Source organism: Pseudoalteromonas luteoviolacea, from assembly GCF_000814765.1.
GTDB classification, from domain to species: domain Bacteria; phylum Pseudomonadota; class Gammaproteobacteria; order Enterobacterales; family Alteromonadaceae; genus Pseudoalteromonas; species Pseudoalteromonas luteoviolacea_H.
Genome location: NZ_JWIC01000007.1, coordinates 1,030,732 through 1,045,950, shown reverse-complemented (window position 1 = coordinate 1,045,950; position 15,219 = coordinate 1,030,732). Strand labels below are relative to the sequence as shown.

The window sequence follows — 15,219 nt, the reverse complement described above, 5'->3', positions numbered from 1 at the left end:
TAAGCAACCGAATTAAAATAGTATAAGTAATTTAAAGAGAAACTTTTTGGCTACAAGTTAAATCTTTGCAGCTTGCTCAATGACGATAGCATGACGTTTCGCCAAACGTTCATGGTCTTTGTCATATCCTCCACCGATCACGGTCGCCACTGGCACGCCTTTTTGATTGCACGCATTAAGTACAATACGGTCGCGTTTCTCAAGCCCTTGCCAGCTAATATCTAATTTACCTAACGTATCCTCTTGCCAAACATCAACGCCTGCATCATATAACACTAGATCAGGGTTTAGCTGCTCCAGTAAATCATGGATTGTTGCTTCTACAACTCGCAGGTATTCATGATCACTGACATTAGGGTCTAACCCAATATCTAAATCACTCTGTTGCTTTCTAAAAGGAAAGTTCTTTTCACAATGTATTGAGCAGGTAAATACAAAAGGGTTGTGTGTGAGCATCGCGGCAGTGCCATCTCCTTGATGCACGTCGCAATCAAAAATAAGCACATTATGAACCCGTTTTTCTTTGATTAATCGCTCTGCAGTGTATGCCAAATCATTCACCATGCAGTACCCAGAACCAAAATCATAATGAGCATGGTGCGTGCCCCCCGCCAAATGACACGCCACGCCGTTTTCAAGTGCAAGCGATGCAGTAAGATAAGTGCCCAGCGGTGCTGTAAACGTTCTTGCCATCAACTCTTTAGACCAAGGGATCCCAATACGTCTCATTGCTTTTGGGCAAAGCTCATTCTGGTATAAATCTCGAACATACTGCTCACAATGTACTAGCTCCAAGTCCGAATAGTGCCCAACAGGACCCTGATGCAAGTTTTGACCAATGAGACCTTGTTGCTCTAGATAGCTTTTTAATCTTGCAAATTTACTCACTACAAAGCGATGTTTAGGATCAAAACTGAAAGAATAATTAGGGTGGTAAACTAAAGGTAAGTTCGGGTTAAACATGGGAAAATTCTTATGTTACTAATTAAAACACACGACAAGCATGCTGTATGATACGATAAAAAATGCTGTGAGCGTTATATTAACGGCTCAGTACTAAAAATATTTTGATAGTCTCGTACAGACCTTCTTGCACCTAAAGAGGGCTATAACAAGCAAGTTGAAGCTTTGGCTTTATTGCTTTTTATGGTTAGGGATTACATATGATGGAAATAAACTCGGTGGGGGCTTAAGTTCCAAAGCATCATCAAACTTGTCGTATTCTCGTAGCTGCCAGCCATCATTACTCTTTGATAGATAATGTACAGTGCCATCATCACTGTAATAAAACCATAATCTGTCTTGCTTATCCCACACCCAATATAGGGAGAATGCGCTTCTGAACGCCATATTTTCATTTTTATATATGGTCTCCCCCACGGCGTTTTCCACCTCAATATGCCAATAATTAAACGATGCAGATACCCGGGCGATAAACTGTTCAGAACTAGAAATATTCAAAGAGCGCCTATTCTCTTCCATGTTGGGAGCCTGTGCAAAAATACTATAAGCAAGTAATAATAAGGCAGGTATCATCAAGACCAATACTTTAAAGCGCTCTATTTTAAACACTTTATAAACTAGCAAGGCACTCATATGATAGACGCAATAAGACAATGACAAAATGCAAAATATCACCAGTAAGATAAAAGATAAGCAACCATTAGCTCTAGAAATTTGATGCCAAAAAGTAGCAACAAATACGATGATAATGTTAATACTAAAAATCAAATATGGGACAACTTTAACTTTTCTCACGGCTTACCTCAAAGTCCTTGGCAACTTAGTTTGAGTCAAACAAAGTTACCACAGAATAGCTACACCGCTAAAGATTTCTGCCTCCCAGCTCATACAATACCATCACACACATACTTGCGATCACCAACGCTGCTGCCTTGTTAAGCCAACGCACATACTTGTCGTTCGAGATATGGCGAGACACTTGCTTACCAAACACTGCCCACAACAATAAAGAGACAAAACACACCAAGGAGTAAATGAATACAAACACAAACAATTTATTGGTTTGGCTAGGCTCAATAAACAAACTATTGCCCGCGATAGCAGCCAACCACGCTTTGGGATTCAGCCACATCAACATCAAGCCTGCCCACCATCCTGAGCGCATCGCAGTCGTTTGGCCTACACTCGGTTCAAATTTAAACAATTGCAAAGCAAGATACATCATAAAACCACAGCCGATCACTGTAGAACCATATACTAACCACTTATGTTGCTGCACTACCAAACCAAGCCCCAACCCTGTTGCTAAAAGCAACAGACTAAACCCAATTGTTGCGCCTAAAATAAATGGCAATGTGGCATGGATACCACGATTCATCCCACCTGAAAAAATAATCAAAGTCACCGGACCCGGTGTAATAGACATAGAAAATGCATATAAGCCCATTGCCAATATCATCAACATTGCTCACTCCATCGCTGTATAAAATTTGAGTGTATACCCCTGTTTAAAATTTGATTAGATGGTATAAATGAATATCACTGTTCTAAAAACTTACTCAATATGATTGACGAACTCAAAAGCATCGCCATTTTTTCAACCGTTGTGGAACAAGGATCTTTTCGTGGTGCGGCGCGCGCACTTAACTTGTCGCCCTCAGTGATCAGTTATCACATTACTTTGCTCGAAACAAAGCTCGATACCGCCTTACTATACCGCTCAACCAGAAAGCTCTCGTTAACAGAGCAAGGACAGCAGTTATTCAAAATGAGTACAAACATGTTAAAAACCGTTGAGCAAGGCCTCTCCGATATCAGTGCCCAGCAAGAGGCGTTATCTGGCAGGATCACCGTCAGTTTGCCGACTGTACTTATACGCTCTCACTATACCCGCGTATTAGCAGATTTTTGCCAGCAACATTCGAGGTTAGAGGTCAACTTTCACTTTAGTGATGTATATGAGAACTTAATAGAGAAAGGGATCGATATTGCAATTCGCCTTGGCGACCTACCAAATAGCGAATTAAAAAGTAAAAAACTAGGTAATATAAAGCGAAAGCTCACCTGCTCACCTGCTTTTTTGACAAATAACCCACTCCCAAAAACACCAGAAGATCTTGAAAACTTGCCATGGATAAAGCTTTCCAGCTTACCCAATAAGCGTACAATCACACACCCAGAGTTGGGTAAACAAGACATTCATTTTGACTATCAAGTCACAGCGAATTCGGTTGAAGGCATGACACAATTATGTATGGAAGGGCTAGGTATTGCGACTCCTGCTGATTTTCTAGTTGAGCAAGCCCTTAGAGAGAAGAAATTAATTGAGTTACTGCCCAATTGGCAAGTAACCCCTATACCGGCCTATGCTATTTGGCCTAATAACATAACAAAAAAGAGCGCAACCATGGCCATGGTTGCGCATCTTGCTAAGGCTATAACTTAGAAGAATCCAAGCGGACTTTCGCTATAGCTGACTAGAAGGTTCTTAGTTTGCTGGTAATGATCCAGCGCTTTTTTATGTGTTTCACGACCGATGCCTGAGCGCTTGTAACCGCCAAAAGCGGCATGGGCCGGATACATGTGATAGCAATTAGTCCACACCCGACCCGCTTCTATTTTTCTACCAAAGTGATAAGCACGGTTCATATTACGGGTCCACACACCCGCTCCTAGGCCAAATTCACTGCTATTAGCCATTGCGAGTACTTCCGCTTCATCTTTGAAAGTACACAAGGAGATCACAGGGCCAAATATCTCTTCTTGAAATACTCGCATACTATTGTGACCTTTTAACAACGTCGGCTGAATATAATAGCCTTTATGATATTCCGTACTGAGTTTTTCTGGTTCACCACCGAGTAGTACCTCAGCACCTTCTTGTTTACCTATTTCGATGTAGCTTAAAATTTTGTCAAATTGTGCTTGAGACGCCTGTGCGCCTACCATGGTGTCTGTATCCAAAGGATTGCCACGTTTTATCTGCTGCGTGCGCGCTATCACTTTTGCAATGAACTCATCATAGATTTCTTCTTGCACAAACAATCGAGACGGGCATGTACATACTTCACCTTGATTGAAGTAAGCCAACACAGCACCTTCGACACATTTACTCAAAAATTCATCATCTTTTTCCATCACATCACTGAAGTAAATATTGGGAGACTTGCCGCCAAGCTCTACTGTTGATGGAATGATATTATCCGCCGCACATTTCAAAATATGTGACCCCACTGGCGTTGAGCCGGTAAAGGCAATTTTGGCAATGCGGTCGCTGGTCGCCAGTGCTTCTCCGGCTTCTTTACCAAAGCCATTTACCACGTTAACCACACCCGCAGGGAGCAGATCTTCTATCAACTCCATCAATAATAAAATAGATACAGGTGTCTGTTCAGCAGGCTTTAACACCACGCAATTGCCCGCAGCAAGTGCCGGCGCAAGTTTCCAAGCAGCCATGAGCAATGGGAAATTCCATGGAATGATTTGTCCAACAACCCCTAACGGTTCGTGGAAATGATACGCCACAGTATGCTCGTCAATTTCCCCAATGCTGCCTTCTTGCGCGCGGATACACCCTGCAAAATAACGGAAGTGGTCGGCTGCCAAAGGCACATCTGCCGCTAAAGTTTCACGCACAGCTTTACCGTTGTCCCACGTTTCGGCCACGGCGAGGTATTCAAGATTGGCTTCTATACGGTCGGCGATTTTAAGCAAGATATTACTGCGCTCTGTCACTGACGTTGTGCCCCAAGACTCTTTGGCACTGTGTGCCGCATCTAGGGCTAATTCAATGTCTTTTTGCCCAGATCTGGCGACCTGACAAAAAACAGCCCCATTGACTGGGCTGATATTATCAAAGTACTGCCCCTCGACAGGTTGGGCCCATTTTCCGCCAATATAGTTATCATAAACGGGTTTAAAATTAACGATCGCATCTGATGTATTTGGGTTTGCATAAATCATAAATGCCTCTTCAACTTAGTTGTAATGTGACTGCGGCACTCTCTCAATGAGGAGGCCACTTGTTGTTATTCTGTTGACATTAATTTAAAGAGAGATTAAAAACTTAACTCTGCGTATAAAATGTTTGCGTTTGAGTCCAAATAAGGAATAAAAATGCTAGAACAACTGCATAAAAAAAGACAAAAAGTCAATTCACTGGTTGAGAATCGCGTTCATTTTGCAGGCGATGACGTCGAGCTAAGTATTTATGATACCTATGAACATGCAGAGCATATTCGATTGTTTTCTAACAATGTGCTGTTTTGTGGCATGCTCTCGGGAAAAAAGGTCATGCATGTAGAAAGCTGCGACTATCATCATGCGTTTTTACCCAATGAAAGCTTCGTACTAGCGCCTGAACAAACTGTACATATCGACTTTCCCACTGCCTGCATTAATCAGCCGACGACCTGTTTAGCCATTGATATTAGTAAAGATAAAATAACCTCTGTCGCAGAGCAACTAAACCAGCTTGAGAAGTGTTCTGAGCCCCAGTTTAATTACTTGCCAGAGCTTGTTCATAACGAGCACAACACGCAAACACAGCAATTGCTCATGCGCTTAATGCATTTATTTTGTGAAAATACGCCACAAAGAGATTTTTATATCGACCTTGCGCTAAATGAACTAGTTGCTCGTTTACTGCAGCAGCAAAGCCGCGACCTATTATTTAAACAAGTCGCGAAGTATGAGTTAGCAACAGGGATCCATGCTGCCGTTGAATATATGCAAAGAAATCTGAATGAACAGCTAGACGTCGATGAATTATGCAAAATAGCCTGCATGAGCCGCAGTAAATTCTTTGACCAGTTCAAAAAGCGCATTGGTACGACCCCGCAAAATTGGTTAAATGGCCAACGAATGATGTCAGCACGCAAGCGCTTGGAGCGCGGTGAAAGCGTAACCAGCATTGCTTTCACCTTAGGGTTTAATCACCCAAGTCAATTAAGTCGAGGGTTTAAGAAAACCTTTAAGCAGACACCAAAACAATATCAAACTCAATTTCTTCAAACGAAAACAGATTAACCCTCATAGGGGTATTGCTTGTGGTATTGGCCTTTGAGTGTCATGCCTAAGTATTCAAATGTTTTTTGCAGCACCTCAGTAAAAGGCTGCGGCGCCGTTTCGTGAATAGACGTGGATAAAATTGAAAACTGTTTGCTTCTAAGCTCGCGTAACTCAGGTTTGAGCAGCTCATCATCCATGAACTCTGTGATCCTATCAATAAATGCTTTCATTCTCGGTGTTACCGCGTACCAGTAGACGGGCGAGGCAAAAATCACATGGTCAAACTGTAAAATTCGCCTAAATAGACTGCGAAAGTCATCATCTTTATTTTTGTGGTCATAACTATAATCGTGGATCACATAGTCATCCAAAAATAGTGTTTGCGCATCAAACTCCGTGGCTAACTCTTCAACCGCATTGCCAGTATTGCCCAATTTTTTAGCGCTAGAATAAACAATGATTGTGTTCAAAATGATTCTCCTTTTGTAAATTTGTTGATAGGCTAAAACCTCAACTTAACCTTAGGTAAAGCGTTATTTTAAAAAGGGGCAAAATGACAACATCAACAACCCGAGACGAGCCGCGCTTCAGTGTAGGGCAAGTAGCAAAACGCGCAGATGTGGCAGTCTCAGCGCTGCATTTTTATGAAACTAAAGGCTTGATAAAAAGCTGGCGCAACGCAGGTAACCAAAGAAGATATAAAAGTGATGTGCTGCGGCGTATTGCGGTAATAAAAGCTGCGCAAAAAATGGGCATTTCACTGTTAGAAATCCAAGAGACCTTGTCTAAACTGCCAGATAACCGCACACCAACTAAAGAAGACTGGGCCAGCATGTCACGATTTTGGCAAAGCAAACTTGATGAAAAAATAGCGTATATGACACGCGTTCGCGACATGGTGGACGGATGCATAGGCTGTGGCTGCTTATCTATGAAGTCTTGCCCTATATACAATCCGGATGACATCGTGGCGAAAGAGTGTAACGGTGCGGTGATCTTGGATCAGCCAGAACGAGCACACGCTGCGAAAAATTGTTATGATAAAGAAAATTAAAATAGGAACAAGCGAATGAAAAAAACAGCGCTCACAATGGCTGTTGCAGCGGCTCTGGCTCTAGTTGGCTGCACAACAACAAGTACTCCTTCACAGTCAACAACTCCGGTTGTTGCACAAGCGTCTCAAAATCAAGCATTTACTGATTTTTCAGCACAGCTTATCGAAGACATGTGGCGCCAGTACCCAGAACATTCTTTGTATGTTGGGTACGGCAAGTATGATCATATTATGACCATCCCTAATGCGGAATCACGCGCAAGTAGTGTTGCTTTCTCAAAAGCGAAATTAAGTGAACTGCGTGGTTTTGATCTAAATAATTTAAGTGACAATCAAAAGTCTGATTATTATCTAATTGAAAATAGTCTTGAGAAAAGAATTTGGGAAGTTGAAAAGTTTAAAGATTGGCAATGGAACCCGTCTAATTACAACATCTCCTATGGGTTCGCGACCATTTTAAATAGCCGCTTTAAGTCAGACGCAGAAAAATACAAAACAGTGTTAGAGCGCTTGAAGTATGTTCCAGATTTTTATAAAGCGGCAGAAAACAACATAGATACGCCTACGCTTGAGTACACTCAACTCGCTATCGCGCAAAACCAAGGCGCATTTGCGGTATTAAAAGATGAGCTATTAGATAAAGTCGACGCGTCTAATGCACTTACTGCCGATGAAAAAGCACTATTTAAGACTCGTTTTGTCAACGCCAAAACTGCGATTAATGGTTACATCGACTTTCTAACTCAATTAGAAAAAGAGTTAACTGCCAATGGTAACGCACGCAGCTTCAGAATTGGTGAAGAGCTGTATGAGGAGAAGTTTGCCTTTGATATTCAATCTGGTTACACAGCTAAAACCATGTACGAGAAAGCGCTTGCTGACAAAGCACGCGTAACACAAGAGATGGTAAAGCTGACTCACCAATTGTGGCCAAAATATTTCCCAAATAAAGCACGCCCTTCAGATGATGCACAAGCCATTGCTGAGCTTATCAAGCATTTATCCGTCAATCATGTGCCAAAAGAGCAGTTTGTTGATGAGATTAAGCGCCAGATCCCGCTACTTGAAAAGTTTGTTATGGAAAAGGACTTAATCTCACTTGATCCTGAAAAGCCGTTAGTTGTACGTGAAACACCCGAGTTCATGCGTGGCTTCGCAATGGCATCTATTTCAGCACCAGGTCCATACGACGCAAAAGAAAACACCTATTACAATGTAGAGCCACTTGAGCTGAGAACAGAAGAACAAGCAAGCTCTATTTTACGCGAGTATAACCACTGGATCTTGCAAATTCTCAACATCCACGAAGCAGTACCAGGTCACTATACTCAGCTTGTTTATGCCAATAAGTCACCATCACTCATTAAAACTATTTTAAGAAATGGTGCCATGATTGAAGGCTGGGCTGTGTATACAGAACGCATGATGCTTGAAGAAGGCTATGGTAATCATGAGCCTGAGATGTGGTTAATGTATTACAAGTGGAACTTACGCGTTATTTGTAACACGATTTTAGACTATGCGATTCAGGTTAAAGGGATCAGCCGTGATGAAGGTCTGGACCTGCTGATGAATGGTGCTTTCCAAGAACGTGCTGAAGCAGAAGGAAAGTGGCGCAGAGCGACTCTGAGTCAAGTTCAGTTAACGAGTTACTACAGTGGCTATCGTGAAATTTACGATTTACGTGAAAAGCAAAAAGAAAAACTTGGTAAAGACTTTGACTTAAAAGCGTTCCATGAAAAGTTTTTAAGCTATGGCAGCGCTCCGGTTAAGTACATCAGCCAACTAATGCAGTAACCGTCACGCATAAAAAAGCCCCAATACGGGGCTTTAGTTAAGTGAATAAGTATTAATTTGCTCTGTCAGATTAGAATAATAGAATTCAATCAAATCTTACCGTCTCATATGTGCCAAAAGTAGACGATAGTGCATTTACAATACTCTCATCAGCCAAAGCTTTATTTAAGCATTTTCATTGCTTCAATGAGCGCACTGTCTTTTTCAGCCTTTAAATCGGCTGCATTTAAATATTCAAAGCTCTTCTCTATTGGGTAACCGCGATATTCATAACTTTCGCCTTTATGGTCAAAATAACGTTCATTGGATAACGTAAATGACCAGCCATTTGGCAGCTGCTTAGGCAGTGAATCACTAAAACCGCCATTAGATGGCTCTCCAATGATGCTAACTTGTTCTCTGGCAGCAAGACCAAGTAAGAATGATTCAGCAGCACTCATGGTTACGCCACTGGTAAGCACGACAATAGGCCCTAGGTAACGGTCAAATGCAGCGGGATGAACAATAATATTTTCGGGTTTACTAAACCCATTTTCAGTTCGGTACGATTTACTGCCAACTAGCAATGGTTTATCAATAAAATAGGATAACAATCGTTGTGAAACAATATCATATCCTCCACTATTCCAGCGTAAATCAATTACTAGACCTTTGGCATTCGTGAGCATAGGCATAATATGCTGTATCGCTTTGTCTACTTCTTTTATATCCGCTTGAATCGTCTTTTCAGCAGTATAGTCACTCATATCATCAATACTTAAGTAGTTGATTTCATGGGGAAGTGAAGCCCATAGTAAGCTGCGGTTTAATTTCTGTGGCGGGTGCTTTTTGTCAAAATAGCTTGAAATGATGCTGTTGCGTTTTTTATTAAGAGCTTGAAAAAATTCACGAAAGGATGAAAACTCAGTCTGTTGTGAAAACCTTTCTTCAATCATCCTACTTCTGAACTTTTCCCATTTAATGTTGTTCATAGCAAAGAAGCTGTCATCATCTGATTCCACATATGCATGAGCGTCACCTAATTCATCTATAAGTTCTGTAATGACCTCAGCCAATGCCGATTCGCTCATACTATCTGAAATTCTATCTCGCCAAGTTTTATAGTTGGTATGCCAGTTCCAATTAAGCTCTTCGTTAAAAGCAAAGTGTTCTGCAAAAGTAAACCACAAGATATCAAACACTTCTGGGGCTGAGAACTTTATATTTTGAGTATCAGTATTAAGTAGTAGGCTTTGCTTACATAATGTAGGTAAACGGCTCAACTTCTTTAGTTTTACAGGGTGTGCTGTAAACCAATCTAATTCAGCTGCGTCACCCTCTACAGTCAAGTTACGACTTGGATATTCACCTGTTTCGACTTTATTTAGTATGCAATGGTGTTTTGTAATATCGTAAAAACGTATATCTTCGCCGATGACTTCTAATATGTATCCATAGCCTTGAGTTTGCCAGACTGAATGATTGGGTGCGGCACTCTTGGTTTGACTCGTTAAAAGCTCAATATCTGAATAGAAAGCAGAAACATTTGCAGATAATGAAGATAAACTTATCAGCAAGAAAATTGAAGTTATTGTTTTGTCCATAAAGCTATGGTATTTCCCTAACTAGTATTTTTTCTATGAAAATCAAACAATAAATTAAAATAGCATAAATACAAAGCCCCATTTGGGAGTTATTACATGTGAGGCTTTTATTTGGAAAATTTGGATGTTTAGAACAAGAAATTGAATGGTAATGCCAAGGTCTGTTTTTCTCTCATAGCTGTCTCGCAGATACAAGCTACTACAGTTAAAGCATAAAAATAAAGCCACTTAAGTGGCTTTATTCATTCTTATTCTGCTTCTAATCCTTCAAGATTAAAACCAATCTGAGTATTAACCACACCATTTAAGCGCGCTACTTGCGCTTTAAAAGTATGCAAAGCGACGTTTGCATCCGCTTGAAAAATAGCACGATTACCACGAACATAAATCAGGTTTAGCTGATTTGCTTGCGCAAACTCTTGCGCATCGATTAAAGACTCAAGCTCAACAACCAGCTCACCTGTTAATACGATCGTCTCATCAGTTTTGATATCGACAAGTGCTGCACCTGTCACCAATTCTTTATCACTCTTTGCAGCAACAAGTACGTAGTCTTTGCCGTTGACGTTCACAGTCACACCAGAGTCGCTGGTGACTGGCGTCGCTTCATAAACAGTTTGGGCGCTCGCTTGTACTGCATATAAACTGCCAACCACAGCGAGTAAAGGGATTAATTTAGATTTCATTTTACGACTCCTTATTTACGTCCAAAAAAGCGAATATCCCAAGATTTAAGCACACCGTTTTCTGTATTGTTGCGGTGCACCATATTCACGTTCGGCTCACCAGACGTTCGTGGGTCAAAAATATAAGCTTCATCTTCTGACGCAGTATCAATTACACGTAATGTCCATTCACCCTTCGCCTGCTCTCCATAGAAGTGGTGAGATAGCATTTGGGTATTTTGCATGCCACTTTTACCCAAAATAGTGCCCGTTCTTGGTGTCATAACGACACTACGAGTGCCTGAAGGAGAAATAAGCTCAATGGCCAAGTCACGTGTGCTTGTGTGATCAATATTCACTCGAATTTGAACCGCATCCACAGTGAGCGTTTGTTCATTATTAAATGTGCTTTGTGCACCACTTAAGTGACCATCAGGAATTTCTGCATCAGCTGTTACTAACACTCGGTCAGTCTTAACAAACTCACCTAGGTTTTTGTCGTAGAAACGCGCTAGGTTAACAGCAGCGTCGACGTCAACAGCGCCAAACCCAAAGAAGTTATGGAACTGATAACCCGCCGCATTCGTCTGCCACTTATCAATTGCTTGGTAGCTTACCTGCTTACCTTCTGAGTCTTTGAATGACAATGCAACACCTGGGTGATCTGCATCGATACGACGTGAAGTTGTCGCAAGGATATTTCTTACATCCAACCATGAAAGCGCAGGGTTTGCTGACATAATGACAGCAATTGCACCAGCAACGTTTGGCGCTGCCGCAGAAGTACCATTCGATCTGGCACTGTAATCACAGTTTGGATCAAGTGGATGGCCGCCGTGTAAGTCATTGCGAAGCCAAAGCGGGTTATAACCTGCACTACAGCCTGACACATCCGTTGTGATGATAGCTGGTGAAGTTGTACCATACTGACCACCAGGTGCTGAAACAAATACACTCGAGCCAACAGTAGAGTATGATGAAAGCTCACCGTCTGCATTGTATGCTGAAGCAACCAGATTCCAGAAACTGGTATCCATGCGCTCAAGGTTTACATTTTGCAGTGGTAAACCATGGTTCTTGTTGTCAAACCACAGATAACCACGGCCTAACTCACTATGTGTAAACGTTTGTCTTTCATAGCCATTACCTGCTGATTTAACAAAAATTGCACCACGTCCACCATGGGTCGTACGTGTGATTTCTTCTTGAGCATCTTCATATGTTTTCAGCCATGGTGATTCTTCATAGTCAAAACTTCTGGGTGAAGATAAAGTACGGCCGTAGCTCTGGTTAAATACACGAGGGAAATCAAAGGATTGTCTCGCAAATCCATCTGAGTACATACCATGAGATTGAAGCCAATTCGCCGTAGTTTGGTTACCTGATACAAGATAGTTAAAACCAACCAAACCCGCTCTTGGTGCTACACCACGACCACCAATGCCATTAAAAGCGCTTGATGCTATGATCCCTGCTACCGCAGTACCGTGTCTGTCCGTTGGGCTACCTGGCGCTAAATCAGGACTATTGGTTGTAAAGTTCCAAGAACCAGGACGAGCATTATCGATTAAGTCTGGATGCTGTACTTCTACACCACCATCAATAACAGCAGCTGTCACACCTGCGCCCATGATGCCCATGGCATGTGCCAAAGACACATTCATATCTTCACCAGCTTTACCACCTCTGTCTGAAAAAGCGGCTTGACCTGTGTTTTTAAGGTGCCATTGCTGATCGACTAGTGGATCACCTGGCATCAGCGGATACTCAATATTTGCAAATGCGTTTGCAGACAATGATGCTGCAACAACCAATGCTAGTTTTGTTATTTTTATATTCATAAATCGCTACTTACTTTTTATTTTAACGTATGTACCCAAAAACTCGTATTTTATATAAACATAAAAAACACCAAAAAATAACACCTAAAAAACAAAAAAGTTACCAAAGTGTCATTTTGATGACTGTCATTCTTGAGAATTTATAGTTTTTTATTCAGTAATTTGCACTTATTTCATTCACCTTGGCAAGCACCAAGCCGTTACAAACAATTACAAAAAATAAAATAGTAAAAAACGTCTAAATATCCGAATTAAAGACACGTCACTACCATCAGTACACCAACAAGGACCTTTTATGAAACATCTACCAAACCTGCTTAGTTGTCTCGCATTATCGATGTCAGCTGTTGCAAGTGCATCAATATTTCCAGATCCACAGGCGCTGCTTGCACACTATCTGCAAGGAAAACCAACTGAAGGAAACCCAGCTTTAGCTGCATCAATGGGATATTTTGCTCACCATGACGCCGCACTTAAGGACATGCTAAACAGTGGCTCTGCTGAGATAGAAAGCATTGTGACAGGTGCCAGCTATTGCTTTGCTGCCGTTGCGAGTAAACCATCTCCAAGCTTGTTACCAACACTGTATAGTCAAGACGGTCAATGCAATGCGATAGACACTGCTTTAGCAAAAAGGAACTGGTATTACACAGATCCTCAATGTAAAACAGCCATTGAATACAAAAATGAGTCTGACACCGAGTTTTGCTTAAGAGAGTTTGATTACAAGGCACAGCGATACGGTAACAGCGAAGACTTAAATTTCGTTCAAGATGCGTGGATGCCAGGTTACACGGCAACTTTGCCTATTACCACTAAGCCACAAAGCTTTGCCGAGATCCCTTTAGTGCAGCGCACCACCTATAAAACCACGTTTAACGAGCGCGGTGCATGTCATTTAGAAATGCGTGTTTACAAAAATGCCAATAACCACAATGCCATACCTATTATGATGATCCACGGAGGAGGCTGGTTAGAAAGGCTCGGCACAGCACGTACTGCTGAGGCTCAACTTGCACAGTTCACTGATGCTGGGTTTGTGGTCTATATGCCATATTACCGTTTGGTGGAAGACAGAGAAGCCGGTCCTGCTTGTAATCAGGTCAATATTGAAGACAGCAAACAAGATATTCGCGATGCATTTTTGTGGGTGCAGGCAAACAATGCTAACTATACCAACAGCGATAAATCAGTGCGAATTACAGGACAATCAGCTGGCGGACACATGGCTGTATGGTTATCTCAGCAATTCCCGAATAAAGTCGATAAAATCGCCCCTATGTTCCCTGTTGCTGATTTTGCACATCAGTTAAAAGAAGTACAAGACGGTACTTATGTACATGGGTACATTGAACGCATGATCGCCATTTTATCAGGTAAAGCCCACTGGCAAGATTTAACGGGTAATGAGCCTGTTGTGCTAAACAATAGCTTACTAGAAGCCATCGAACACGCACCTGCCCAAGCCCCAGAGATGTTTATCAGCCACGGTATGGCAGACACCATTGTTTCGCCAAGTCAGTCATTGAGACTGTGTAATGCCCTGTCAGGCAGTATTGCAACGGGTCCTGCACAAGCAAATAGTCTTGTCTTTAACAAGCAATATGCTCAAGTTCAATGTCGCGACGGCAGCGAATTACATTTACTAGAAAAAGCCGAGCATCACTTTGATGGCTGTGGCTTAGGTTTGTGTGATGTCGGTGGACAAGACGGTTTAGTTGCAGCGCAAGCCTTGATGACCAATATGATTGAGTGGTTAAAGTAATCAAAGCCATTAAAGCACTCTCGCTGAGCCACAACAGTTAATTTGTGGCAAATTATGATACCAACCAAAGCAAGGCTATGCCTTGCTTTTTTAGTCTTTAAGTTGTGTATCTACTGAGCTAAAGTCATGGTTGTAAACCACGCAGTCCAGCCTCCAAATAAACTAACGCTCGATAAGGCAAATGCCATAGTACGCCTTTTAATATTGGTTGAGCGAATATGCTCATAGCAGTGCCAATAACGCGCAACAACGAACACACAAGCGAGTGCATACCAGCCAATTCCAGACACGGATTCAATATGTAAAAGGGCTAACAGACAGATAAACAAGACCGGCTGCTGATACTGGTTATCATAGCTATTGCCATATAGCCGAGTGCGTTCAGCCATCTGATCTTTAAGCACAAAATTGACCGCTTGCAGTGATAATTCACCACGCCGAACTGCCTTTATGCGTAAGCAAGCCGTTGCAAGCCATAGCCACAAGAATAAAAGTACCAATGCGAAAATAGGGTATTGGATCCACATATAAATTTCCTTAC

The 15,219-nt window shown here is 41.8% G+C and carries 14 protein-coding genes; 5 read left to right on the top strand and 9 right to left on the bottom strand.

What is annotated here, in order from left to right; all coding sequences use genetic code 11:
* Positions 1-57 precede the first annotated feature (57 nt).
* The 3 genes from JF50_RS18770 to JF50_RS18760 form a co-directional block, all read right to left on the bottom strand.
* The gene (locus JF50_RS18770; protein WP_039610870.1) at positions 58-963 is read right to left on the bottom strand and encodes a histone deacetylase; all 906 of its coding nucleotides are present in this window, start codon (positions 961-963) and stop codon (positions 58-60) included.
* A gap of 171 nt (positions 964-1,134) precedes the next feature.
* The gene (locus tag JF50_RS18765; protein WP_152614594.1) at positions 1,135-1,596 is read right to left on the bottom strand and encodes a hypothetical protein; all 462 of its coding nucleotides are present in this window, start codon (positions 1,594-1,596) and stop codon (positions 1,135-1,137) included.
* Between the two features lie 229 nt (positions 1,597-1,825).
* Positions 1,826-2,428: a LysE family translocator gene (locus JF50_RS18760; protein WP_039610868.1), complete on the bottom strand. Its 603-nt coding sequence runs from the start codon at positions 2,426-2,428 to the stop codon at positions 1,826-1,828.
* Positions 2,429-2,527: 99 nt separating this feature from the next.
* Between JF50_RS18760 and JF50_RS18755 the strand changes: the two genes are divergently transcribed.
* A complete protein-coding gene (locus tag JF50_RS18755; RefSeq protein WP_052262477.1) occupies positions 2,528-3,409 on the top strand; it encodes a LysR family transcriptional regulator in 882 nt (293 codons plus the stop codon).
* On the opposite strand, the gene JF50_RS18750 is transcribed toward JF50_RS18755, so the two are convergent.
* Positions 3,406-4,926 carry an aldehyde dehydrogenase family protein gene (locus tag JF50_RS18750; protein WP_039610866.1) on the bottom strand — a complete coding sequence of 507 codons (1,521 nt, stop codon included), beginning with the start codon at positions 4,924-4,926 and terminating at the stop codon, positions 3,406-3,408. The genes JF50_RS18755 and JF50_RS18750 overlap by 4 nt on opposite strands.
* Positions 4,927-5,079: 153 nt before the next feature.
* Between JF50_RS18750 and JF50_RS18745 the strand changes: the two genes are divergently transcribed.
* Entirely contained in the window at positions 5,080-5,991 is a 912-nt protein-coding gene (locus tag JF50_RS18745) for a helix-turn-helix domain-containing protein (RefSeq protein WP_039610865.1), read from the top strand.
* Here the strand turns inward: JF50_RS18745 and JF50_RS18740 are convergent.
* Positions 5,988-6,443: a flavodoxin family protein gene (locus tag JF50_RS18740; RefSeq protein WP_039610864.1), complete on the bottom strand. Its 456-nt coding sequence runs from the start codon at positions 6,441-6,443 to the stop codon at positions 5,988-5,990. The two genes, JF50_RS18745 and JF50_RS18740, sit on opposite strands and share 4 nt — an antisense overlap.
* An 83-nt stretch (positions 6,444-6,526) precedes the next feature.
* Here JF50_RS18740 and soxR point away from each other — a divergent pair, with 83 nt between their 5' ends.
* Together soxR and JF50_RS18730 are read left to right on the top strand one after the other, a co-directional pair.
* Complete coding sequence (soxR, locus tag JF50_RS18735) at positions 6,527-7,027, top strand: redox-sensitive transcriptional activator SoxR (RefSeq protein ID WP_039610863.1); 501 nt, start codon at positions 6,527-6,529, stop codon at positions 7,025-7,027.
* A gap of 15 nt (positions 7,028-7,042) precedes the next feature.
* A complete protein-coding gene (locus JF50_RS18730) occupies positions 7,043-8,824 on the top strand; it encodes a DUF885 domain-containing protein (protein WP_039610862.1) in 1,782 nt (593 codons plus the stop codon).
* Positions 8,825-8,985: 161 nt separating this feature from the next.
* Here JF50_RS18730 and JF50_RS18725 read toward each other — a convergent pair whose 3' ends face one another.
* The 3 genes from JF50_RS18725 to JF50_RS18715 all read right to left on the bottom strand — a co-directional run bounded on the left by JF50_RS18725 (position 8,986) and on the right by JF50_RS18715 (position 12,913).
* Positions 8,986-10,407 (bottom strand): S41 family peptidase, encoded by a 1,422-nt coding sequence (locus JF50_RS18725; RefSeq protein WP_039610861.1) that lies wholly within the window; start codon positions 10,405-10,407, stop codon positions 8,986-8,988.
* A 248-nt stretch (positions 10,408-10,655) separates the two neighbouring features.
* Positions 10,656-11,093: a hypothetical protein gene (locus JF50_RS18720; RefSeq protein ID WP_039610860.1), complete on the bottom strand. Its 438-nt coding sequence runs from the start codon at positions 11,091-11,093 to the stop codon at positions 10,656-10,658.
* Positions 11,094-11,104: 11 nt separating this feature from the next.
* On the bottom strand, positions 11,105-12,913 hold the full coding sequence (locus JF50_RS18715; protein WP_039610859.1) for a S8 family serine peptidase: 1,809 nt from the start codon (positions 12,911-12,913) through the stop codon (positions 11,105-11,107).
* Between the two features lie 295 nt (positions 12,914-13,208).
* Between JF50_RS18715 and JF50_RS18710 the strand changes: the two genes are divergently transcribed.
* Positions 13,209-14,678 carry an alpha/beta hydrolase gene (locus JF50_RS18710; RefSeq protein WP_039610858.1) on the top strand — a complete coding sequence of 490 codons (1,470 nt, stop codon included), beginning with the start codon at positions 13,209-13,211 and terminating at the stop codon, positions 14,676-14,678.
* A gap of 110 nt (positions 14,679-14,788) precedes the next feature.
* Here the strand turns inward: JF50_RS18710 and JF50_RS18705 are convergent, their stop codons facing one another.
* Positions 14,789-15,205: an MAPEG family protein gene (locus JF50_RS18705; RefSeq protein WP_039610857.1), complete on the bottom strand. Its 417-nt coding sequence runs from the start codon at positions 15,203-15,205 to the stop codon at positions 14,789-14,791.
* Between the last annotated feature and the right edge of the window lie 14 nt (positions 15,206-15,219).